The sequence below is a fragment of the Marinobacter sp. EhC06 genome, from assembly GCF_001650915.1.
Lineage (GTDB): Bacteria > Pseudomonadota > Gammaproteobacteria > Pseudomonadales > Oleiphilaceae > Marinobacter.
Genome location: NZ_LXYO01000001.1, coordinates 1 through 23814, shown reverse-complemented (window position 1 = coordinate 23814; position 23814 = coordinate 1). Strand labels below are relative to the sequence as shown.

Here is a 23814-nt window from a genome sequence, read left to right as displayed (position 1 = left end):
CCACAACGGCGGGTGCGGGGCGAGAAGCGGTGGCCGGCAGGAGCGCGAGCCACCCAAAAGTCTACTGCTTAACTGCCTCTGCAGCTTTGACTTTGACGTAGCTACCCGGTGCGTTCTCGATTGCAGGCAATTTCCCTTCGCCCGGGATACGAGCGGGTACGTCACCGTCCGAGAAACGCGCAATCCACTCAAGCCAGTGGGGCCACCAGGATCCGGGATGGTGTTCGGATTGCTCGAACCAGGTGTCTGCATCCGGCACCAGTGTGTCATTGGTCCAGTAGCCGTACTTTTCCTTGTAGGGCGGGTTGATCACCCCGGCGATGTGGCCAGAGCCAGACAGCACAAAGCGGACATCGCCACCGTGGGCCAGTGCTCCCTTGTAAGTGGTTTTCCATTTGGCGATGTGATCCTGTCGGGCGGACAGGAAGAATGAGGGCACCTCGATCTCGGACAGATTGATGGACTCACCGAGCAGACTCAGGGAGTCTGGCTGCACCAGCCGGTTATTCAGGTACATCTGGCGCAGGTAGAAACTGTGCATCCGGGCCGGCAGGTTGGTGCCATCGGTGTTCCAGTACAGCAGGTCAAAAGCCGCCGGTTTCTGGCCTTTCAGGTAGTTATTGGTCCAGAACGACCAGAACAGTTCGTTTTCCCGCAGCAGGTTAAAGGTGAACGCCATGGCGCGACCGTCAAGGTAGCCCTTGCGCTCCAGCATTTTCTCAATGCCCCGGATCGAGTGATCGTTGATGAAGACACCGATTCCGCCAGGGTCCGAGAAGTCCAGCAGGGTAGTCAGATAGGTAGCACTGGCTACTGGATTACGGCCTTTTTTCTTGAGCCAGGCCAGCGTTGAGCCCAGCAATGTGCCACCGATGCAATAACCGATCAGATTCATCTGTTCTTCGCCGGTGGCTTCGGTAACGGCATCCATGGCAGCCAGTGGCCCGAGTTCCATGTAGTCTTCCCAGCCTTTGTCACGCATGGAAGGGCCAGGATTGCGCCAGGAAATAATAAATACGGTCTGTCCCTGGTCAACCAACCACTGGATAAAGGAGTTTCTGGAGGTCAGGTCCAGGATGTAATACTTGTTGATCCAGGGCGGAACAATCAGCAAGGGGCGCTTGTTGACGGTGTCTGTCGTCGGCGAGTACTGGATCAACTGCATCAGTTCGTTCTGGAACACCACCTTGCCCGGGGTGGTGGCCAGGTTACGCCCTACCTCGAAGGCGGAGCGATCGGTCATTCCAACATTGAACAGGGACGGGTTCTGGCGCAGATCTTCGATCAGCTGGCGACCACCGTCGATCAGGTTCATCCCTTTGCGTTCCCAGGTAATCCGGAGCACTTCCGGGTTCGTGGCAGGGAAATTAGAGGGTGACAGCGCACTGGTCAGTTGCCGGGCATAAAAAAGCATCTGGTCCCGTCCGGCTTGGGGCATGCCCTCCATGCCGGCTACCCAGTTCAGGAACGTGCGGGAGTTGATCAGGTACGCCTGGTGGAGAACATCAAAAGGCAGATGCTTGTGCCAGTCCTCGGCTTGGAAACGCCGGTCGTCGGGCTCAGGTTCGACAACGGGCTTATTATCCTTGCCCACCAGCCGGGCGAGGGTGTAATACCCCAACGCGGCATGTTTGCGAGCCAGATCCAGTTCCGCACCGGCGAACCGGAGCGGGTGGAGTAGCAGGTCCTCTGCCATCGTACGGTAGGCATCGGACATTTCCGTCATCGTGGAGAGCGTTGCATCATCCAGGACGCCAGCGTCGCCCAGCAATTTCTCCAATTGCTGCTGCCCCTGACGGACGTTGGTTTCGAAACCGTTGACGAGCTGACCAACAGCTTTCCCGAGCGTATCCAGACCGAACATGGCTATCCCTTATTTGGCAGCTTTCGGGCTGGCTTTGGTGGTTTCTTCCGGCGTTTTTTCGAACACCTTCTGAATCTGCTCCCGGCTCTCGTTGAAATAATCCTGCCAGGCTTTCCAGTCTGCCGTGAACTGCTCGCTCAGGGATTTCAGGGTTTCCGCCTGATCACCGGTAAGGCTTTTCAGGCCCTCCAGATCACGAACTTCAGACACCTTTTTAGCCTGCTCCATGGTGACATCGGCATAGCGGCGGAAGGCGTTCATCTGCATTTCGGCAGCCTTGCCTACCTGCTCAAACAGGGTTTCATTCAGTCGCGTCGCTTTCTCGAAAAGCTCGGTGTTCATAGTCACAACTCCTTTGCATACAGGTTTGATGGGTCTCTATTCTGCCTCACTCCGCATGACGCAATTTTGACAAGCATCAATCCCGGGTTCAGCTTATGCTTTACTGTAGGAACATGTTTTCCAGGCAAGGCAGGAGGCGCCACATGACTGACCGGAAATCCGAACTTGAAACACTGAGGGCAGACCTGACGGCCAGGCTTTCCCGTTATGAAGCTCACCAGCATCGAGAGGGTGGCGCGCTGGACAAGGATTTCGAGGAGCAGGCTACCCAGACCCAGAATGACGAGGTGGTCGACTCGCTTGAAACGGAAACCCGTGCCGAACTCGCTCAGATTGAACACGCGCTTGCGCGGATAGAGAGCGGTGTTGGCGACGAATGCGAATCCTGCGGCGAGGCCATCGACCCCCGCCGTTTGCAGGTGCTGCCTTACACCACGGTTTGCGTGGACTGTGCCGAAGACTGACTGACCCATGGAGCCAGGAAAGGCAGCCAGGAGCGGCTCCGCGGTATTCCAGACCCGGGGCCTTACGAAAACCTATGATCAGGGAGAAGTTCAGGTTCATGCGCTCCGTGGGGTGGATCTGGATCTCCATGGCGGCGAACTGGTCGTCATGCTGGGCGCTTCCGGCTCGGGCAAATCCACACTTCTGAACATTCTTGGCGGGCTGGATGTGCCATCCTCCGGTGAGGTCCGGTATCGGGATATCGATCTCAGTGCAGCCGGAGACCGCGAACTGACCCGTTACCGGCGTGAGCATGTTGGCTTTGTGTTCCAGTTTTACAATCTCATTCCAAGCCTGACGGCGCGGGAAAATGTTGCGGCAGTCACCGAGATTGCATCCGATCCGATGTCTCCCGAAGAAGCTCTTGAGCTGGTTGGATTGAAGAGCCGTATCGACCATTTTCCCGCCCAGCTTTCCGGTGGTGAACAGCAACGGGTTGCCATCGCCAGGGCCATTGCCAAACGACCGGAAGTACTTCTTTGCGATGAGCCGACCGGCGCTCTGGATTCGGCCACTGGTGTGCTGGTTCTTGAAGCTCTGGAAAAAGCCAACCGGGAAACGGGCACCACCACCGTTATTATCACCCATAATGCCTCCATCGCTGGCATGGGGGATCGTGTAATCACGCTCTCCGACGGCAATATCAGTGGTGAGCGTCATAACGAACGTCGCCAGGATCCCAGGACGCTGTCCTGGTAACGGGGCCAAATGGAAGAAAAATGGCCACGAAAGGTCTGAACACGGTTCTGAATATCAAGCTACGGCGCGAGCTCTGGCAGATGCGGGGCCAGGTACTGGCTATTGCGCTGGTGATCGCCGGAGGCGTGGGTGTCTGTGTGATGTCGCTGGTGAACTATTCATCGTTACTGGCGACCAGAGCCCAGTACTACGATCAGCACCAGTTTGCCGATGTGTTTGCACCCGTTAAACGTGCGCCACGCCACGCCCTCAAGGAAATAGGTTCATTACCTGCCATAGCAAGGTACGAGGGGAGAGTTGAGGGAGCTGCAAAACTGGAAATGCCGGGCTTCCCGGACCCGGTGTCGGCCCGATTGGTGTCTATTCCTCCGGAGGGCCAGCCCGAGGTCAATCGCTTGTTCATCCGTCAGGGTCGGCTTCCGGGCACAGGTCGCAGCCAGGAAGTCGCGATCATCGGAAGCTTTGCCGAAGCGCACGAGTTAGAACTGGGTGATCAGTTCCAGGCAATCATCAATGGTCGTCGCCAGGCACTTACTGTGACCGGCATTGTTGAATCACCGGAGTTCATATACGTCATTCCGCCTGGTGGCATGCTGCCGGACTATCAGCGGTATGGTGTGCTGTGGATGAACAGGGAGGCCCTGGAATCCGCCATGGACATGAGGGGCGCATTCAACAGTCTGGTTTTAACACTCAGACCGGGGCATTCCGTTGCCTCTGTGGTCGATGCCCTGGACCGACTCCTGGCCCGTTATGGGGCGACGGGAGCCTTTGGCCGGGATGATCAGTTCTCTCATCGCTTCCTGAGTGACGAGCTGAATCAGCTGAAAACCATGGCGACGGTGTTTCCACTCATTTTCATGAGTGTGGCCATGTTTCTGCTGAACGTGGTGATCGGCCGCCTGATAAGCACCCAGCGGGATATTGTTGCCGTGCTCAAGGCCTTCGGCTACAGCAACCGCCAGATCGCCTGGCACTACAGCAAACTGGTCATCGTGATTGCGGTTATCGGTTTGTTGGCCGGCCTTGCCCTGGGGCTTTGGCTGGGGAGGTCACTGGGGGAGCTCTATATGGATTACTACCGATTCCCCGGGTTGTTGTTCCGTATCGACCCTCTATGGCTTCTGTTACTGGGTATTCTGACCATCGCGGTGGCCTGGCTCGGTGCCTGGCGGGCCATCAGACAGGCGGCCTCCCTGCCGCCCGCCGAAGCCATGAGGCCCGAAGGCCCCGCCAGGTACCGAGTGACCGTAGTGGAAAAGCTGCTGTCGGGAATCCGCTTCTCCCAGCCCTCCCGAATGATTGTGCGTCAGCTTTCCCGTCGCCCGGTCCGGACTCTGTTATCCATGAGTGGGGTCGCCATGGCGACCGCCATCGTGATGGTGGGTAACTTCCAGTTCGATTCGGTATCCCTGATGGTGCACACGCAGTTTGCACGGGTGCAGCAACAGGATCTGGCTGCGACCTTTATTGATCCGGTTAACAGCGCGGCGTTGTTCGGCTTGCAGAGGCAAGCCGGGATCCGGTACGTGGAGGGTCGCCGCTCTGTGCCGGCCCGCCTGGTTGCTGGCCACAGGGAGTGGCGAAGTGCGGTCACCGGAATACCCTCCGATGCGAGACTGCAATTTGTCATCGACAGCGATCTGCAACCGGTCACGCTCCCCAGGGAGGGGCTGCTATTGACCGATTATCTGGCTGAAGAGCTGGGCGTTGGGCCAGGAGATGTTCTGCAGCTGGAGCTCCTCGAAGGTGACCGGCGAACGGTTATGGTTCCGGTCGCCGGTATTACCAGCGAGTTTCTTGGGGTCGGTGCCTACATGGATCTGGATGCCCTGAACCGGGCGCTGGGTGACGGCCCCCTGATCAATCAGGCCATGATAAACCTGGAGCCCGACAAGGCTTCGGAAGTCTACAACAGCCTTCGTGAAACACCGGGGGTGCTTGGCTTGAGCATCCGCCAGGCCATGCTGGACAGTTTCTATGACACCCTGGCGAGAACCTTCCTGACGTTCACCTTTTTTAACAGCCTGATGGGCGGAATCATTGCCTTCGGGGTGGTCTACAACACCATCCGGATTTCCCTCGCCGAGAAAGGTCGGGAGTTGGCTAGCCTGAGGGTGCTGGGGTACACCCATAATGAGGTTGCGCATATATTGTTGGGAGAGGTTGCGCTATTGCTGTTACTGGGCATTCCGCTCGGTTGGCTGATTGGCCAGGGTCTGGCGCTCATGATTGTTACTGCCATGCAAACCGAGCTGTACCGGGTGCCCCTGACCATAACCACCCAGACCCTTGGCATGTCCGCGCTGGTCGTGGTGGTATCGGCAATCGCTTCCGGGGTGATTGCCTGGTGGCGCCTGAAAGCGCTGGATCTGGTGGCAGTGTTGAAAACACGTGAATAGGTGCGAAAGCAACCAGGGAGTGAACTGAGATTATGGCGAAAAAAGGGTTTGCCGGAAAATGGTTGTTCTGGGGCGTGTTTGTTTTGCTTGCCATTGCTGCAGTTGTGATCACGATCCGGCCCGATCCGGTTTGGGTGGACCTGGCGCCGGTAACCCGTGGACCCATGGAAATCACCATCAAGGAAGAAGGAAAAACCCGGGTGCGGGACCGTTACGTGGTGTCTTCCCCGGTTGCCGGCTACTTACACAGGGTTTTGCTGGAGGTGGGGGATCCGGTTATTCCGGGAGAGCTGCTGACGGAGGTGGACCCCATGCCTGCCAGTACCCTCGATGCCCGCAGCCGGGCAGAAGCGGAGGCCAAAGTACAGTCGGCCCGATCGGCGCTCAATTCAACCCGACAGAAAGTCGCAGCCGCCGAGGCGGAAGCAGATCTGGCCGTTCGGGAACTGGCCCGCCTGCAGGCTCTGAGTGATGACCATTTTGTTTCCGACGAGCGTTTGCAGCAGGCGAGGGCAGCTGCGGACAGGGCAAAGGCCATTCTGCGTTCCGCCCGCTTTGACGAGGAAGTAATGGCCCATGAACTGGCAGCGGCCAGAACCCGCCTTGAAGTGTCTGCTGCTCGGGCTAATGGCGACGGCGCAGTGGAGCGTGTGCCGGTCAGATCTCCGGTGAATGGCTCAGTCCTCGGCATAGTCCGGAAAAGTGAGGGTGTGATTCAGGCCGGTGAAGCCATTCTGGAACTGGGAGACCCCGGGGCGCTTGAGGTGGTTGTCGATGTGTTGAGCTTTGATGCCGTGAACCTCCGGCCCGGTATTGAGGCGCGCCTCACTGGATGGGGTGGCGGCACCCTGGATGCCGTTGTCCGACGGGTTGAGCCGGTGGGCTTCGAGGATGTGTCCGCCCTTGGAGTTGAGGAAAGACGGGTACAGGTCGTTGCGGACATTACCAGTCCTCCGGATGCGTGGCAGAGCCTGGGAGACGGCTACCGGGTGGATGCGGAGTTTGTGCTCTGGCGATCAGACAATGTTCTTCAGGTGCCGGAATCTGCCATCTTTGTCAGTGACGGCCAGCATCAGGTATTCCGCGCTGTTGAGGACAGAGCGGTGCTTACAAACGTGTCGGTCGGACGTACAAACGGATTCCATACGGTTATTCAGGATGGTCTTGGCGAGGCAGACCGTGTGGTCCGGCATCCGGATCGCCAGCTGGAAGATGGCAGCCAGATCAGGGTTCGTTAATGGCCCGTATTGCCGGCCCCGTCCGTTGAAATGAGAGGACATATCACGTTTCGCTGGCTAGACTGACGGCAGAAAACAACAAAAAGGAGCCTTTCAAGGTGGACCGGTTCGACACTCTTATTATCGGTGGCCGCTATTTTGACGGTACTGGCGGCCCCTCACGCATAGCCCATGTTGGCGTCAAGGATGGGCGGGTTGCCAAGGTATTTGATGAACAGCCCGACATCAGCCTTGCGACGCGCACAATTGACGCCAGCGGTTGCTGGGTGACGCCGGGATTTCTCGATACCCATACCCATTACGATGCCGAGTTGCTAGTGGCGCCCTCCCTGTCTGAGTCTGTGCGTCACGGTGTCACCACTGTGCTGATCGGCAGCTGTTCCCTGAGTATGGTCTGTTCCGATCCGGAGGACGCCTCAGATATTTTTACCCGGGTGGAAACTGTCCCGAGGGAAAAAGTGCTGCCCATTCTGAAACAGTACAAGTCCTGGCAGACACCCAAAGAGTGGGTGGCGTTCATGGACCAGCATCCACTGGGGCCCAATGTCATCAGCTTTCTTGGTCACAGTGATCTGAGAACCGCCGTTATGGGGCTGCATCGCGCCACCGACCGGAGCGTGACTCCGACCACCGATGAACAGGAGCGGATGGAAGCCTTGCTGGAGGAGGCTTTGCAGGAAGGTTTTCTCGGACTTTCCACCATGTGCCTTAAATGGGACAAGGTGGACGGTGATCGGGAGTGGTCCAAGAGCCTGCCAAGCACCTACGCCCGCTGGCGGGAGGTCAGCCGTCTGAATGCACTTTTGCGCCGTTACGGGCGGGTGCACCAGGGCGCACCGAATGCGGCCAATCCGTTGCAGGTGACCCAGTACCTGAAAGAGACCCTGGGCTGGTTGAGAAAGCCCCTGAAAACAACCCTCATTGCGATGATCGACCTCAAGGGTAACCCCACGGTCAAACCGATGGCGAGTCTGGTCGGGTGGCTGGCCAACAGCTTTGGTGGTAATTTTCGCTGGCAGCTGCTCCCGACACCGTTCACGGTCTATGCCGATGGCATGGATATCGTGCTGTTCGAAGAATTCGGTGCCGGTGAAATGGCCCTGGATATACGGGATCAACTGGAGCGCAACGAACTTCTGAAGGACGAGCAATACCGTCGGAAATTCAGGAAATTCTACAAGGAAAAGCTTTCGCCCCGGGTGTGGCAGAGGGATTTCGGCGATGCCGTGATTCTCGATTGCCCGGATAAAAGCGTGGTCGGCCGCAATTTTGCCGAGCTTGCCGCTGACCGTGGCATCCATGTGGTCGATTTCTTTCTCGACATGGTGGTTGCCCATGGCCGTTCGCTGCGCTGGTTTACCACGGTAGGCAACCACAGAAAGGATCGGCTCCGGAAAATGGTCGCCAATCCCGGTGCCCTGATCACTTTTTCCGATGCCGGGGCGCACATCCGGAATATGGCCTTCTACAATCTGCCTCTAAGGTTTCTGAAGCTGGTTCACGAAAGCCATGGCGAGGGTGAGCCGGTCATGTCGCTGGAACGCGCTGTACACCGGCTGACCGGCGAACAGGCAGAGTGGCTTGGAGTTGATGCGGGTCATATCAGAGTGGGGGACCGGGCCGATATAGCGGTACTTGACCCCCGTGGCCTTGATCAGGATCTGGAGCAGGTTGAGTGGGCCGAGATGGAAAACTTCGGACTGGAAAGAATGGTTAACCGGGTCCCTGGCTGTGTCAGAGACGTGCTGATCAATGGCCAATCTGCGGTAACGGATGGTGAGGTGGAAGCTGCATTGGGCAGGGAATCTGGATACGGACACTTCCTGCGCGCCGGGGCGTCTGGATAATCACGGACAAAAGGAAACCTATGAACCAGCGATTTGCACCCGCAGTCTGGGTGGTGGTCTTTCTTGCAGTCTTTGTCTGGTCTGCCATCGGGCCCACGGACCGGGCCACCTGGGTTCTTGAGGTGCTGCCTGCCGCCGTTGGTTTCGCAGCGGTTGTCTGGTGTTTCTTCCGTTATCCACTCACGCCGCTGGTTTATGTTTTGGTTCTGGTGCATGCCATCATCTTGATGGTTGGCGGGCACTATACCTATGCGGAAGTGCCTTTGTTCGACTGGTTTCGGGACTGGTTTGATTGGGAGCGCAATAATTACGACAAGCTGGGCCACCTGGCACAGGGGTTTATACCGGCAATGGTCGCCAGGGAAGTGGTCATTCGCTTCGACGTGTTCTCCAGTCGCCGCTGGGCGGCGTTTTTCATCGTCTGTTTCTGTCTGGCGGTAAGCGCCTTTTACGAGTTGATTGAATGGTGGGTGGCCTTGCTAAGTGACGAAGCCGCCGAGGCCTTTCTGGGCACACAGGGCTACGTCTGGGATACCCAGTCGGATATGGCCTGGGCCTTGTCCGGCGCCATTCTGGCCCTGATCCTGCTCGGGCGAGTTCATGATCGCCAGCTTCAGGCGCTCTGACGTTTCGCTCGCCTGCTGATGTTGAATGTCCGAATGGTGGATTAGAACCGTATGTCCGAAGAGCTCAAAGCTGACAACCAGGCCGAGGGGCTGCCCCGCAGCCAGGTCATCGGACTGATCCTCGGGGCAGCATTTCTGCTGGCAACCACCATACTCCCACCTCCGGAAACCATGGCCCCGGAAGCCTGGGCGGCGCTGGGGTTGATGCTGCTCATGGCTACCTGGTGGTCTACTGAAGCTATTCCGATTCCCGCCACTGCCTTGCTGCCAATCGTGCTGGTTCCCGCCCTCGGGCTTGGCACGGTTGCTGAGGCTACCGAGCCCTTTGCCAATCCGATCATTTTCCTGTTCCTGGGTGGCTTCACCCTCGGGCTTGCGATGCAGCGATGGAACCTGCATCGCCGGATCGCCCTGATGACGCTGAGGGCCGTTGGCAGTAAACCCCGACGGCAGATTGCCGGGTTCATGTTGGCAACCGCCTTTTTGAGCATGTGGGTCAGCAATACCGCAACAGCGATTATGATGCTGCCGATTGGTCTGTCGGTGGTGGCGATGATGGACAGCAATGACAATCCCGAGGGCATTCGGCGTTACGCCACAGCACTACTTCTGGCTATCGCCTATTCCGCCAGTATCGGTGGTATTGCCACACTTATCGGCACACCGCCAAATGCCTTGCTGGCGGCCTACCTGAGCGAAAACCAGGGTATTTCTGTGGGCTTTGCTCAATGGATGTTGCTGGGGGTTCCGGTAACGGTTGTCATGCTGGCGCTGGCCTGGTGGTGGCTGACCCGGCGTGACTTCGGGCTGGGCAGCTCCGGCGACGGTGGCAAGGCCATACGGGAGGAGCTTGACGCATTGGGGCCGCTGGGCAAGGGCGAAAAGCTGGTTGCCCTGGTGTTCCTGATCACCGCCGCCGCCTGGATATTCAGACCGCTGCTATCCGAGAATCTCATGCCCTGGTTGAGCGACACCGGCATTGCCATTGCAGCGGCTATTGCCATGTTCCTCATGCCCGTTAATACCCGTACCCGCGAATTCGTGCTCGACTGGGAGACCGCGAAGGGCATTCCCTGGGGTGTGCTGCTACTGTTCGGCGGAGGGCTGGCCATGGCCGGCGTGATCAGCAGTTCCGGTCTGGCAGAATGGATCGCCCAAAGCCTTGGCGTGGCCGGCGCCCTGCCAACCCTTGTCATGATTGTTCTGGTGGCGGGCATCATCATCTTCCTGACGGAAGTTACCAGCAATACCGCGACGGCGGCGGCGTTTCTGCCGTTGCTGGGGGCGTTGGCCCTGAGTCAGGGGGTGTCACCGCTACTGTTGACCGTGCCTGCCGCCATTGCGGCCAGCTGTGCCTTCATGATGCCGGTGGCTACGCCACCCAATGCCATCGTGTTCTCCAGTGGTCATATGCAGATCAGTGACATGATCAGAGCCGGGTTTGCTCTCAATCTGATGGGCATTGTCGTGGTGACACTGATTAGTTATCTGCTTCTTGGCGTGGTTTTCTCCATGCAGTCAGGGGTTGGCTAATCGCCCTGAATCTTGCTCAGCAGATCTTTGGCCAATTCGATGGCCTCTGAACGATGGCTGATGTTCTGTTTTTGATAAAGGCTGCGGATATGGGTCTTGACCGTTGTCGAGGCCACTTTCAGGTGCTCGGCAATCTGGTCATTGGAAAGACCAGCGTGTATCAGACTGAGGATCTGCCACTCCCTGCGGGTGAGGGGGGAGGTCCGGATCAGTTCCGGCACGTCCGGCCGGTCGATGATGTCCTGAATGATGGCCTCATCCAGCGAGATCCGGATGGCGCGGCTGAAGTCCCGTTGTTGCTGGGCCAGCTGAATCAGACGCTCCGCCCGCTGAAGTTCCATGCCTTCAATAGCTTCGTCGTTTATCAGCGCCTTGAGCAGAACAATCAGTTCCTTGCCCAACCGAAGGAAGCTGCCGACAGCACCGGTGGTACTCGCCAGTTCCAGTGCCGTTTTCATATGATCGAGAGCCTGTTCGCGCTCATCCAGTTGCCAGTAGAGGTAGGCGAGGGCAATGTGGTTGCGATTCAGATCTGTTTTCAGGCCAAATTCCCGCGCTACCGCGGTCAGTTCTTCCAAGAGCGGTCGGGCCAGTTCGTACTGGCCCAGGCTGATTAATGCCCGGGCCTGGTTGCGGCCATTGCACTGATTAAAATGGTTAGTGGCCTTTGCGGGCTCACAGAGTGGTGCAATCGTGAGCCAGCGCTGGATTGAGTCATGATCCCGAACGGCATCCCAGTACGACAGCATGGTGGCCTGGGCGTTGGCCACCCAGTCGAGGTGGTAGTCTTCGGCCGCCAGCATTTTCTGGATCTTGGCAATGTAGTCCGCACACAGGCTCTGCCGGCCCCGGGCCTGGGCGACCTTGGCCAGGGACGTGTAGCTCTGCACGTACCAGCGCTCCCCCTGCGCCTCAAGAATTTCGATGCCCTGAAGCGCGCAACGCTCGGCACTTTCCAGGTGGTGCCACTCCCACATGATCTGGCTGCGGATGCGAAACAGGAATTCCAGGATCGGCAGATGGTTCAGTTGGTTTTCTTCCGCGTATTGGAAAGCGCGATCCTGAATGTTGTAGGCCTTTTGCAGGAGCCCCATGGCGACACTGATTTCGCTTTGCTGGCAGAGCGCCCAAATAACGTTCTGGTGGGCCTGATGGGCCCGGGCAAGATGCTCGGTGTCCTGCATGCGAGCCAGGGCTTCCTCGAGTTCTCCGCGCACAAACAGCGCTTCACCAATAACCGAGGCCGCGGCCACCCGGGATGTGGGCAGGTAACGCGCTTCCTGTTCGATGGCTTCCCGGGCAAGCGTCAGGGCGCGGTCGCCGTCACCATAATTCATGGCTACCTGGGCGCGGATGGCGCTGAACTCGCCATGAACGGCCCGCTGAGTGTCCTCGTTCATGGATGCCTGCAAACGGGCTTCCGCCGCTGATAACCAGTTTTCCACTTCATCAAACTTGTACTGGCCCTGGGCAACCCATGCCCTGAGCAGCGTCAGAGTGGGATCTTCCGCAATGATTTCCTGGGGCAGCGTATCGAGGCAGCGCTGCAACAGATGAAACTGACCCTCGGTAAAGAATTTTCGTCCGTGGATGGTCAGTACGCGGGTGATTCGCTCGGGATCTTCTGCGGCAATGGCATGTTTGGCAGCCTCTTCGGCATGGTCCAGCTCAAGCCAGGCATCGGCGGCCCGTTGATTCAGGTCTCTCTGGTTCTCACGGGTAGTACAAGTCAGGAGATGACGCAGATACACCGAGAACAGAGGGTGGTACCGGAACCAGAGCGCGGAATTATCCACGGGCGTTATGAATAGCCCCATGGACAGTAGGCTACTGAGCAGCGCCTGGCCGTCGGTATCGTCCATAACACGCATCACCATTCCCGCATTGAATCGGTCGAGAATGCTGGTACGCATGAGAAACCGCCGCTGCTGTTCGCTCAGGTCGTTTCCCACCAGCTCATCAAAGTAATCGAAGATATTCTGGTTTCCGTGTTCCAACTGATCGACAAACTCGGTGAATTCGACACTGGTTGCAGATGAAGCGGAAAGCAGCTGCAGGGCAGAAATCCAGCCTTCAACCCTTCGGACAGCCCGCTCAATATCCTCTCTCGCAATCTCGAACGGCAGCCGGCTCTGGAGATACTGCTGGGCTTCGTCCGCTTCAAAACCAAGGTCCCGGCTGGTGATTTCGGTCAGACGCCCCTGCATCCGGAGCTGGGCTACCCCCACAGGCGGCATGGTGCGGCTGATGAGAACCAGAGTCAGGTACCCAGGAAGATGCCGTAGAAGGAAGCGCAGCGCCTCGTGGATTTCGCCGTTGGTGATCAGGTGATAGTCATCAAGTACCAGATAGAGCGGCTCATCATCCTGGGGCAGACCGGCGAGCAGATCTGTCAGAAAGGATTCGAGGCTGTCATAGCCTTCTGTCTGAAGTCGTTCCAGTACCGGTTGGCAGCTCCCCTCGGTAGCTCTGGCCAGTGCATTGGCCAGGTATCCGGCAAAGCGGCCCGGTGCGTTATCACTGGTTTCCAGACGGAACCAGGCCGAACGGGCCTCGAGACTTGCCAGTCGCTCGGCAATGGTGGTGGTTTTGCCATAGCCGGCCGGTGCATGAACCAGAAGCAGACTCACCGGCTCGAGGCCATGCAGCACATCGTTGAACTTCTCTCTTGGCAGCAGCGCGGGGGGTGACACCGGGCTCTGGTTCTTGGCAGTGATAAAGGTGATCTGTCCCGGATTCAGTGTTGTTGTCATCAGGATCTACATCAGGAAATTAAGTGTCTGGACTGGTGTTGATACCGGCTTTGTGCCGTTCCGTCAACTCCCGAGGCCTTCTCGGTCAGCGTCTTGAACCAGTTCTCAAATCCGCCCCGCAAGGCCCCTCCTGCAGCGACAGATTTGAGGCACAGTTATCTTTAAGGGCGCAGGCTTTTCGGTATCTTACCGTAACAACATGTAACCCGATTAATAACGTGGCCAATAAAAACAGGGACTTCGTCTGACATGCTGCTGGTGCTCGCTGGATCCATTCTTACATTCACCATGGTGCAGGAAGCGACCGTGGTGGAGCCTTTTGAGAAGGGCCAGATCGTCATCGAGCAGGATGTGGATTCGAGCCCGATAGAGCTACGGTCCGACGTCAGGGTCGAGCCGCTGGTTGAGCAGAAATTCCGGAATATCGTGCGTCAGGCCTATGACTACAGCTGCGGAAGCGCAGCGCTGACCACCGTGCTGAATTTCTACCTGGGCCGGACTTTGTCAGAACGACAGGTCATGGAGGGGTTGCTCCATTACGGCGAAAGCGAGCGCATTGTTGAGCGCCGCGCTTTTTCCATGCTCGACATGAAGCGACTGGTGACGGCACTCGGTTACCCGTCAGGTGGCTTCCGGGCCACCATTGATGACCTCAAGGACCTTGATCACCCGGCAATCGTGCCGATCCATCACGCGGGCTTCAAGCATTTCGTGGTGTTACGGACGATCCGGGACGGGCGCGCCTACCTGGCAGACCCGTCGGTCGGCAATATCTCCTTTACCCTCGCCCAGTTCGAGGAGAAATGGGACGACAACGTGCTCTTCATTGTCTTTCCAGGCAGTGACAAGCCACTGGACAACCTCGAGCTGAAGGAGGAGGACCTTCGCTTCGTGGATGACCAGACAATGACCCTTCTGGCGCTGGAACGGATACCGGCGTTTCACGAGTCCACCCAGAGGCGGATCCAGAATCTGCTGGAACGCCAGAAAAACAATCCCGACGGCAGTGTAGAAAACACCCGAAAGCAGTTGCACTACCGTCGTAACTAATTCGCCGGGCAATCCCCGGGTCAGGAACACTACAAATAAAATAAGGGAGTCAGGATGAATCGTTGGTTTGTGCGAGGTTTTATCCTTGTTTCCACGGCAGGTCTGCTTCCGGGCATGGCCCTGGCGCAGGAAGGGAGTGTGGACCAGGCGCGGGAAGCGCTGGCCAAACAGGAGGGAGACGAGGACGCTTCACAACAGCTTGAAGAAGTGTTCCAGGCTGCAGAGAAGAACTATTCTTTGCAGAAGAAAGGCTCCCACTCCCTGAATTATTCGTTCGACTATTCCTACACTGCGGACCAGCGACTGGACCTGGCCATCACCAATGGTTCAGTGAGAAACCTGGACGTCGTGCCGTCGGCAACTCACAGCTTTACCAATTCCTTTTCCTACGATTATGGCCTGTTGGATAACCTGACGGTGGGTACCCGTATTCCGCTGGTGGTTAAATACGATACCCAGGACGAGCTCAACGTTTATGATTTTGGCGATATCTCCTTCACCGGACGCTGGCAGCCATTTGCCTACGTTCCGGGCAAGATGTCGACCACTCTGTTCGGAACCCTGTCCACCAAGACCGGCGTCAGCCCCTACGAGATAGACATCAATGAGCAGCTGTCCACTGGCAGCGGCTATTACTCTATCGGGGGTGGGGCGAGTCTTTCGAAGGTTCTGGATCCGGTGGTGGTGTTTGGTTCAGTGAGTGCCACCTACAACCTGCCAGCTGAAGACCTTCAGCAGGTTCGGGGGGCACGTTTGCTGACCGAAGTGGACCCCGGTTTCGGGTTGTCCGGTTCCGCTGGCTTTGCCTACTCGCTTTCCTACGATATTTCACTGAGCATCTCGGCCCAGCTCAGCTACAGCGATGAAACCATTCTGACCTTCTCCAATGGCGATCAGGCCGTTGCCCAGGACCAGATGACGGGTTTTCTGAGCATGTCACTGGGTACCCGTGTCAGCGACACCACCATCGTCAACACCAGCCTGGGTATTGGCCTGACCGAGGATGCGCCGGACTTCTCCCTGGGGGTCTCCCTGCCCATTAACTTCTCCGGTCTTAAAGAGTGATTGGTGTCGTTGACGATCTACGGGAAGGGAAGGACTTCATGGGACAGAAAAGCCACAACCGTCAGATTCTCGCGGCCCTGATCGCCACGACCATCTCCTGTGGCGCACAGGCCCAGCTGGCGCAGAATTTAACCATTCATCCCAAGGCATTGGCTCTCGGTAACGCCGTGACCGCCGATCCGCCTGGGATCATGGCGATTCACTACAATCCTGCTGGCCTGACCAAACTGGACGGGCGTCAGCTGGAAGTGAACCTGATGAGCGTCTATCTGGACATTGACGCGGACTTCACCGCACCGGAAGGCTATGAGATCTTCGGCATTGACGGGCTGGAGATTGATCCTCAGACGGGGAAGCAGCGGGACCCGGTTGCCAATACCCACAGTCACACCAACAATGTGGCTCTGTATTTGCCAGGATACGGTATTCTGCGTGCGCCGCCCGGGCCGGCCCTTGCGCCTTCAGCGGGGATCAGCATCAATCCGCCTGGCTCCAAGCTGACCTTCGGTAATGCTTTTTACCTGCCGTTGGCGGCCGGTTTTTACCGCGACAAGGACGATCCAGGCCGTTACCAGCCCCAGGCCACGGCGCTGCAGCGCACCACCTATCTTTCACCGACGGTCGGTTACGAGATCAACGATGACTGGTCCGTAGGAGCAGGCATCCACCTGTCTCATATGGGCATCGCGGCGGACCAGTATATGCGCGCGCCCAACCTGCTGCTGGGGGTTGCTGAAGTTCTGCAGGACGCCTTCAACTGTGAGAGTGGCGATGAGCCCCTTCAGCCCTGGTTGGCGCTTTGTGGTGGTAACGTCGGCCCCTGGGATGACATTGGCGCCCTGAACATCAATGTCCAGGAAACCTTGTCCCCCACCTATGCTCTAGGTGTGATGTGGGAGCCGACGGACTGGTTCAGCTGGGGTGCAAGCTACACCTCGGAAGCCGAAATGAACATGAAGGGCACCTTCGAGATCCAGTACACCGAAGACTGGTCAGGCTTCTGGCAGAGCGTCAACGGATCCGTTCTGGGTGCTATCACCTCGGCGATCCTGAGTCTGCCATCCGGTGCGCCAAAGGAATCCGGTAATGTCAGTATGGATTTGGTGTACCCCCAGCATTTCCAGACCGGCATCAGTGTTGACGTGCACCCGAAACTGACCCTCAACGCCGACATTGGCTGGACCGATTACAAACAGTGGGATGCCTTCGTTTTCCGGTTTGACCGCAACCTGGAGTTTCTCAATGCGGCCCGGATCCTTTCACCGGACAATGCCACACCGAATACCCTGAGGCTGCCCCTGGGGTTCAAGAGCCAGTGGAACTGGGCGTTTGGTATGGAGTTTCATGCGTCTTCCCGTTTAGACCTGCGTGCCGGTGTGGAAATCCGGGATTCCGTTATCCCGGATGATCAGCGACAGGTAATGGCACCTTTCGGTGGCGCAAACCTTTACAGCATCGGCATGGGGTACCAGTGGGACAAGGACACCGAAATTGACATGAACCTCAGCTATCTTCACTCGATAGAGTCGATTCCCGCGGACACCAGCTGTAACGTAAACTGCGACAACATCACCAATATTATCTACAACCCTTATGCGGGCCTTGATATCAAGACATCGCTGAGGGTTGTCATGGCAGGTCTCAGTTTCCGGACCAAGTTCTGAGTGGTGCCAATAACCGAAGGGTAGTCATTCGCAGTGATAAACGGCTCTGTACGGAAATCAGCCTTGTGCCTTTCTCTGGCAGCACTTCTCGGAGGCTGTCAGATTGGTGGATCCACGGTGTCGGAACGGGAAGGCTATTTTACCTGGGTAGACGAGCAGGGAAGGGTGCGGTATTCCCCCATCGCCGAAACCGGGAACAAGGAGTCTGACAAGGACGCTCAAGAGCAGGGTGACCCGGGGGCTGCGGTGGAACCAGCGCAGTCAGATAATTTGGCTGACCCTGAGTCAGAGCTGCGAGAGGAAACTGAGTACACACTTGAAAACTACCCGGATGCCGGGGAGCTTGAAAAAAATGGTTACGTTCGGCCCGGAGAGCGGCAGCCCTATTTCACCTGGCGCGACGCCGAAGGTAATGTACGGGTCAGCTATTACCGGCCGGATACCCGCTCTGACCTTGAGAAAGGGCTGGTTGCGCCCCCTGTACAGATCACCGAAGCCAGCGTTTACCATGCGGGGCCCGATGGAGCAGACCAGACTCCGGTAGAGGGTTATGACCCGGACGCCTTCGCCATCCTCGGCATCGAGGCCCCAACCGATGACTTCTTTACCCGGTTTTCAGCCACCTGTTGCGATTCCATGGATGCCGCCAGTCGGCAAGAGTGGCAATCGGGACGAGAGTTTGGAGTCACTCTGTCGGACGGTTCAGTAACCCATCCGTTTCTCACGGGAACCAGCCCCTATCAACTGGTTGAGCTCCCGGATGCGGATAAGCACGCCAGTCTGGTTATACGCCTGCGCTCCTATGCCAAAGACGGCGTGTTCTTGCCCTCCCTGGTGTTTCTGGATGAGACGATGGCACCGTTAAGGCTGGTAACAGACCTGGTTATGGATTTCACCCCGGAGAACTGGCACCGGCGAGGCTACCTGGAAGCATGGGTTCCCGCGTTTCCGCGCCAGGGGGAGCGTTGGCTGGTCCTGTTTACCCGGCAGCAGGATCTGGAGGGCCAGACGGTTATGGAAACCGGCGATGGCCCCCGGAAAATCCCTCACATCAGGCGCGGTGAAATTGGCCTGATGCAGGTCGAGAAATGAGGTCTCAGTCCTCAGGTTTGCTTAGATCCAGCCACTGCTGGGACAGCCAGTAGAAGCTGCCGTCGCCTGCAGGGTGGGTGCAGTTGTAGCGGAATCGTCGGCTGTTGAAGGTTTCTGGTGCCTGCACCTCCACGTTGCCGTCAATCACGTTAAAGTCGATACGTCCCTGGCCGGAGGCAAAGCACGTCAGCCGGTCAGGATCAATGGGATCAGCGAGCGGGAACACCAGGGTGGGCGGATTCTCCGAGATCACGCCGTCTGGAAGTCTGCCGGTATCAACAGGGAAAGCTTTGCTGCGTAGTTTGTTTTCAAGGCTCCCAAGTTGGCCATAGGCGTTCGCCATTGGAAAGCGAGGCAATCGGGTTTTCTCGGTTTGTTGGCCAATGGCGCCGGATTGCTGGCCAAAACCATACCAGCCGCGCTCGGCAACTTCTCGCTCCAGTGCTTCGTCAAATTCTCCGTAAGGATAGGCGAACATGGGCGCCGGCGCGTCCAGCTCCCGGGCGAGGGCCTTCTGGGCCGAATCAAGGCTGTTGGTAACCCGGGCCTGCCAGTCACTTTCGCTTTCCTTTGGCTTCCGGGCCAGGTGCCCATGGTCCGCGCTGTGATTTGCTATCGTTACGCCCGGACGTTCGGCCAACTCCCGAATCTGATCCCAGGTCATGTAGCCGTTTCGGCCAACCGCTTCGGTGTTTACAAAAATCGTGTAGGGATAGGCCTTGTCGGCCAGCAGCGGCGCCGCCGTATGGTAGACGGAGTCGTAGGCGTCATCGAAGGAAATAGCGATGCGACTACCTTGTCCATCGGTGCCAGCCAGTGTTGTTTCGGTGCCTTTCTGCAGATCTACAACTTCCAGCTGCAGATCCGAGATCATATCCAGTTGCCCTTCAAACAGAGACACAGATGTGCTGGTGGCAGGCGGTGTTGAATCACTGACATGATGATACTGCAGGACAACCAGGTCCGCGCGGGCTGAGATGGCCGTCGCCATAACAGCGACGGTCACGGAAAATTTCAGGAATACTTTGAAGGGCATATCGTCTCCTGTGTTTCTGTTCTCCGGCCAGCTCGAACAGACCGGTCAGATGCTATGGCGGAAATGGGCTTTCAGTACCGCGAAGGCCTGATTGAGATGCTGAATGGTTTCGGTCTTGCCGCCGCGGTCAGGGTGGGCGTGCATCACTGCCCGGCGGAAACGCTTTTTGACCGTTGGAAAGTCCGTGGGAACAGACTTGAAGCCCAATGCTTCCGCTGCTTCCCTTGTTTCGGACTGGGCAGGTGCCTGGCCAGGGGCACCTGCCCAGAAATCATTCATCATCTGCTGAATAGCTTCCTCTGGCAGGCGGTACTGAGAGAGGTCCAGATAGAAATGGCGAAGTGCGTCGACACTGTCGGGCACCCCCTCGCCACTGACCACAGTCTGCGCTTCGATACGTACGTTGAGAGGCGAAATCGTGAGGCTCTCGCCGGCCTCGGACAACTGGTCCCGGAGACGGTAAAGTACATGGAACAACAGAAAATGAACCGGGTAGAGCTTTTCCGGTTCGCTGAAAACAACGTCTCCAAGCAGTTCCCATGGCGGTTTCTGAAGCGCCTTGATCAGCGATAATTCGTTCATGCCTGCCGGTGCCGACCTGAGTTCGTGCTCAACGGCTACCAGCAGGTGCTGAATCTGCTGCTCCAGGCAGTCATCTTCATTCTCTGCTCCGGGATAAGAGGCATTTATCGGGGAATGGCTGTCTGTCATAGAGCCCATGGTAGGCCACTCCCGGCTATCAGGGAAGTGCAGCCAGCCCGGGAAGGCCGCCCATGAACAGAGCGCTCGAAAACCGGGTTGCGGTCAACGCTTCAGTATCCGCCGACTCCGGGTTGCTGTGGGCGCGTCTTGCGAGAGTCAGGCTGGTCTCGTAGGCGACGCCGAAAAAAGCGGCACACAGGTATTCGTGATCGATCCGGGGAAGCAGTCCTCGCTCCATCGCCTCGCGGACATCGTCCTCCAGGGATAGCATGGTCAAACCGAGAATATCCGAACCGAACAGTTCCCGAAGCGCACGATCATTGCGATGCGCCAGCTCATAAACCAGTGGATCCCTGGCGGTCGCGGTGAAAAGGGCCAGATAGGCATAGTGGATGAAATCCTCGGTGGTATTTGCCGAGCGCCGATGGCGGGTGAGATTGTCGTTCAGGTTGGTCAGGAAGTCGGTGAGCAGGGCGGCAAAGATATCTTGTTTGCTGGAAAAATAATTGTAGAAAGTGCCGGCGGCAAGGCCCGTACGGCGTACGATGTCGCGGATGGTCGAGTTTTCGTACCCCCGTTCTCGAAAGCACTCCCGGGCGGCATGCAGGATCGCCCTGCGGTTCCGGATCCGGTTTTGTTCCCGTTTGCCCGCGACCTCTTCACTCGATTGCAACATATCCATGTCGGTATCCTGTCCCTGAATCCATGTGACGCGTATAATCCCACGTCCACTTGCCTTATGAACGTAGTTGGTATGTCCGAAGCAATGATCGCCAGTTCCGAACAGTCCCTCAACCCAGAGCGGGAGCGCCGCCAGAAACTGGAGTTGAACAAGCTGCAGAAACGTCTGCGCCGCGAAGTCGGGCAGGCGATTGCCGATTTCTCGATGATTGAAGCCGGCGACAAAGTCATGTGCTGCCTCAGCGGTGGCAAAGACTCCTACGCCATGCTCGATATTCTGCTCAACCTGCAGAAGAGCGCCCCGGTTTCGTTCGAGCTGATTGCCGTCAACCTTGACCAGAAGCAACCCGGCTTTCCGGAGGAGGTATTGCCCGAATATCTGTCCTCCATGGGCATCGAGTATCACATCATCGAGAAGGACACCTACAGTATTGTTAAGGAAAAAGTCCCTGAAGGGAAGACTACCTGCGGTCTGTGTAGCCGGCTACGCCGCGGAATTCTCTATAATTTTGCGGAGGAGCACGGGGTTACCAAGATAGCCCTGGGCCATCATCGGGACGATCTGCTGGAAACCCTTTTCCTGAATATGTTCTACGGAGGCAAGCTGAAGTCCATGCCTCCGGTTTTGCACAGTGACGATGGCCGCAACACGGTTATCCGGCCGCTGGCGTACAGCCGGGAAAAAGATATAGCCCGTTATGCGGGTCTTCGGGAGTTCCCCATCATCCCGTGCAATCTGTGTGGTTCCCAGGAGAATCTTCAGCGCCAGGTGATCAAGGACATGTTCCAGACCTGGGATAAACAGCACCCCGGTCGGCTGGAGACCATGTTCCGCGCCATGTGCAATGTGGAACCCTCGCACCTGGCGGATACCAATCTCTTCGATTTCAAGGAAGGCAAGCGCCTCGGGGGCAAGCGCCAGGCCGTTCAGACGGCGGAACCTGAGGCACAAACGGACTTCGGGCGTCTGGATGTACTGAATATCTAGCCGGTTAGTGTCCGGCGAGATGCAGGAAAGGCAGTGTCCAGAGGCCGAACAGGATAAGCAGGCCGCCAGTGACTTTCCGGAACAACTGGTGGCTCTGCAAGCCGCGGATCCAGTTGGCCGCGAACCCTGTGGCCAGCATGGAGGGCAGGGTGCCAAGCCCGAAAAACAGCATGGTGAGGGCGGCAGAGCCCACCGTTGGCTGCAATGCCGCCCAACCCAATGTGCTGTAAACCAACCCGCAGGGCAGCCAGCCCCAGAGCGCACCAAGCGCAAGTGCCTGTCCGCCGTGATTCACGGGCAGGAAGCGACGGGTCAGGGGTGAAAGGCGTGCCCAGACTGGAGCACCGATCCGCTCCACGTAGCGAATCCCTTGCCACCACTGTCCCATGGACAACCCCATAAAGATCAGCAGAATCCCCGCCAGGGTCCGAAGCACAAGGCCCGCAGCCGCCCATTGGCTGGCGGCCGAAGTACTGGCCAGCGCAACCAGTGTGGCGATCAGCACATAGCTCCCGATGCGCCCGAAGTTGAAGGCCAGAAGCATTACCGTTTGCCGGAAACGGAACCCCCGGCCCACCGGCAAGGCCATGGAGAGGGAAGCGCTGATGCCGCCGCACATGCCAAGGCAGTGTGTGCTGCCGAGCAGTCCGATCAGGAAGGCACTCGGGTAACTGAGGTAGAGTTCCGGATTCATCCTTGCTGGGACTTATCCTCATCCGGAGTGGCGGTCTTGCTGACATCAGCTGTCTGCTCCGAGGTTTGTTCCTCTGCAGCCGGTTTATCGGTGCGAGCGTCGTCCGGGATCATGTCCTTGTCATCATCGTAGAGTATCCGATGGGCAGGGCCTTCGAGATCGTCGTACTGACCGTTCTTGACCGCCCACGAAAACAGAACGATGCCCAGGGCCACCAGGATGAGCATCACCGGTACCAGGAACATTACGATTTGCACGGTGAAACCTCGCAGAAATGAGTATAAGGCTACGGTATCAGGACAGGGCCTGGGCGCCAACCGCCGGATTGTGCTGACTCGGTTGAGGCGGTGCCTTGCCGAGTCTCAGCGCGTTTAACACAACCACAAGGGAACTGAGGGACATGCCAATCGCTGCCAGCCAGGGGGGCACCATGCCTGCCGCCGCGAGGGGCAACGCGCAGACATTGTAGGCAAGTGCCCACCAGAGATTCTGCCTGATGATGCGCCGTGTCTGACGGCTTGCTTTCAGGGCCTCGACCAGTTGCAGTAGCTGGCCGTTCAACAAAACCGCATCGGCCTTCAGTTGTGTCAGGTCTGCGGCTGTGCCCATGGCAACCGAGATTCCGGCACCGGCCATGGAGGGCAGATCGTTCAGCCCGTCGCCAACCATCATGATATGCCGGCCTTCGGATTCCAACTTCTGCAGCACTGCCAGTTTTTCTTCCGGAGAGGCCTGTCCGATCGCTTCATCAATGCCCAGGATGCCAGCCACCTGCTCAACATGCCCGGAGCGGTCCCCGCTCAGCAGTACAGTGCGAATGCCAGCTTCCTGAAGAGACTTGATGGCCGCTCGGGCGTCGTCCCTGGGTTGGTCGTCGAGCCTGAAGCCGGCCAGCCATTCGTGGTCTGAGGCAAGCCAGATCTCCATTCCCTGATGATGTTCTACCTGTGGGGCCGGCGCAGAGGTGTGCTTCTCTACAAACCCCCGGTGACCGATAAAAAGTCGCATGCCCCCAAACTGCCCCGAAAGTCCCC

General features: G+C 57.8%; 21 protein-coding genes. 12 read left to right on the top strand and 9 right to left on the bottom strand.

All coding sequences use genetic code 11. The features are described from left to right. Positions 1–61: 61 nt before the first annotated feature. Together A8B84_RS00105 and A8B84_RS00100 are read right to left on the bottom strand one after the other, a co-directional pair. Entirely contained in the window at positions 62–1864 is a 1803-nt protein-coding gene (locus A8B84_RS00105; protein ID WP_064228967.1) for a PHA/PHB synthase family protein, read from the bottom strand. Positions 1865–1873: 9 nt separating this feature from the next. Next, a complete protein-coding gene (locus A8B84_RS00100) occupies positions 1874–2206 on the bottom strand; it encodes a phasin family protein (RefSeq protein WP_064228968.1) in 333 nt (110 codons plus the stop codon). A 143-nt stretch (positions 2207–2349) separates the two neighbouring features. On the opposite strand from A8B84_RS00100, the gene A8B84_RS00095 reads away from it, so the two are divergent. The 7 genes from A8B84_RS00095 to A8B84_RS00065 all read left to right on the top strand — a co-directional run bounded on the left by A8B84_RS00095 (position 2350) and on the right by A8B84_RS00065 (position 11055). Then, on the top strand, positions 2350–2670 hold the full coding sequence (locus A8B84_RS00095; RefSeq protein WP_064228969.1) for a TraR/DksA family transcriptional regulator: 321 nt from the start codon (positions 2350–2352) through the stop codon (positions 2668–2670). Positions 2671–2677: 7 nt separating this feature from the next. After that, complete coding sequence (locus A8B84_RS00090) at positions 2678–3409, top strand: ABC transporter ATP-binding protein (RefSeq protein ID WP_064228970.1); 732 nt, start codon at positions 2678–2680, stop codon at positions 3407–3409. Between the two features lie 20 nt (positions 3410–3429). Then, entirely contained in the window at positions 3430–5811 is a 2382-nt protein-coding gene (locus A8B84_RS00085; RefSeq protein ID WP_064228971.1) for an ABC transporter permease, read from the top strand. A 32-nt stretch (positions 5812–5843) separates the two neighbouring features. Continuing rightward, the gene (locus tag A8B84_RS00080) at positions 5844–7049 is read left to right on the top strand and encodes an efflux RND transporter periplasmic adaptor subunit (RefSeq protein WP_064228972.1); all 1206 of its coding nucleotides are present in this window, start codon (positions 5844–5846) and stop codon (positions 7047–7049) included. A 98-nt stretch (positions 7050–7147) separates the two neighbouring features. Then, positions 7148–8896, top strand: coding sequence for an N-acyl-D-amino-acid deacylase family protein (locus A8B84_RS00075; RefSeq protein WP_064228973.1), 1749 nt, complete (start codon positions 7148–7150; stop codon positions 8894–8896). 20 nt (positions 8897–8916) lie between these two features. After that, positions 8917–9522 (top strand): DUF2238 domain-containing protein, encoded by a 606-nt coding sequence (locus tag A8B84_RS00070; protein WP_064228974.1) that lies wholly within the window; start codon positions 8917–8919, stop codon positions 9520–9522. Between the two features lie 51 nt (positions 9523–9573). Then, positions 9574–11055, top strand: a complete 1482-nt coding sequence (locus A8B84_RS00065; protein WP_064228975.1) for an SLC13 family permease — start codon at positions 9574–9576, stop codon at positions 11053–11055. On the opposite strand, the gene malT is transcribed toward A8B84_RS00065, so the two are convergent. Next, positions 11052–13808, bottom strand: coding sequence for an HTH-type transcriptional regulator MalT (gene malT / locus A8B84_RS00060; RefSeq protein WP_064228976.1), 2757 nt, complete (start codon positions 13806–13808; stop codon positions 11052–11054). The genes A8B84_RS00065 and malT overlap by 4 nt on opposite strands. A 249-nt stretch (positions 13809–14057) precedes the next feature. On the opposite strand from malT, the gene A8B84_RS00055 reads away from it, so the two are divergent. From A8B84_RS00055 to A8B84_RS00040, 4 genes are all read left to right on the top strand, one after another. Further along, positions 14058–14858, top strand: coding sequence for a C39 family peptidase (locus A8B84_RS00055; RefSeq protein WP_064228977.1), 801 nt, complete (start codon positions 14058–14060; stop codon positions 14856–14858). A gap of 54 nt (positions 14859–14912) precedes the next feature. Continuing rightward, positions 14913–15923 carry a hypothetical protein gene (locus tag A8B84_RS00050; RefSeq protein WP_064228978.1) on the top strand — a complete coding sequence of 337 codons (1011 nt, stop codon included), beginning with the start codon at positions 14913–14915 and terminating at the stop codon, positions 15921–15923. A gap of 38 nt (positions 15924–15961) precedes the next feature. Continuing rightward, positions 15962–17587, top strand: a complete 1626-nt coding sequence (locus A8B84_RS00045) for an OmpP1/FadL family transporter (protein ID WP_064228979.1) — start codon at positions 15962–15964, stop codon at positions 17585–17587. A 117-nt stretch (positions 17588–17704) separates the two neighbouring features. After that, positions 17705–18679, top strand: coding sequence for a MalM family protein (locus A8B84_RS00040; RefSeq protein ID WP_227512770.1), 975 nt, complete (start codon positions 17705–17707; stop codon positions 18677–18679). Positions 18680–18683: 4 nt separating this feature from the next. Here the strand turns inward: A8B84_RS00040 and A8B84_RS00035 are convergent, their stop codons facing one another. Genes A8B84_RS00035 through A8B84_RS00025 form a run of 3 tightly spaced genes read right to left on the bottom strand, consistent with a single transcriptional unit; the run spans position 18684 to position 21099 of the window. Further along, complete coding sequence (locus A8B84_RS00035; RefSeq protein ID WP_064228980.1) at positions 18684–19715, bottom strand: polysaccharide deacetylase family protein; 1032 nt, start codon at positions 19713–19715, stop codon at positions 18684–18686. Positions 19716–19760: 45 nt separating this feature from the next. Then, complete coding sequence (locus A8B84_RS00030) at positions 19761–20426, bottom strand: DNA-J related domain-containing protein (protein ID WP_064229021.1); 666 nt, start codon at positions 20424–20426, stop codon at positions 19761–19763. Between the two features lie 28 nt (positions 20427–20454). After that, positions 20455–21099 carry a TetR/AcrR family transcriptional regulator gene (locus tag A8B84_RS00025; RefSeq protein WP_064228981.1) on the bottom strand — a complete coding sequence of 215 codons (645 nt, stop codon included), beginning with the start codon at positions 21097–21099 and terminating at the stop codon, positions 20455–20457. Between the two features lie 72 nt (positions 21100–21171). Between A8B84_RS00025 and ttcA the strand changes: the two genes are divergently transcribed. Beyond that, complete coding sequence (gene ttcA / locus A8B84_RS00020) at positions 21172–22086, top strand: tRNA 2-thiocytidine(32) synthetase TtcA (RefSeq protein WP_064228982.1); 915 nt, start codon at positions 21172–21174, stop codon at positions 22084–22086. Between the two features lie 4 nt (positions 22087–22090). Here ttcA and A8B84_RS00015 read toward each other — a convergent pair whose 3' ends face one another. From A8B84_RS00015 to A8B84_RS00005, 3 genes are all read right to left on the bottom strand, one after another. Continuing rightward, complete coding sequence (locus tag A8B84_RS00015) at positions 22091–22780, bottom strand: sulfite exporter TauE/SafE family protein (RefSeq protein ID WP_064228983.1); 690 nt, start codon at positions 22778–22780, stop codon at positions 22091–22093. Next, positions 22777–23037 carry a cbb3-type cytochrome oxidase assembly protein CcoS gene (ccoS, locus tag A8B84_RS00010; protein ID WP_064228984.1) on the bottom strand — a complete coding sequence of 87 codons (261 nt, stop codon included), beginning with the start codon at positions 23035–23037 and terminating at the stop codon, positions 22777–22779. Before ccoS ends, A8B84_RS00015 begins: the two co-directional genes overlap by 4 nt. A gap of 37 nt (positions 23038–23074) precedes the next feature. Beyond that, the coding region (locus tag A8B84_RS00005; protein ID WP_138118288.1) for an HAD-IC family P-type ATPase at positions 23075–23814 on the bottom strand (740 nt) is incomplete at its 5' end.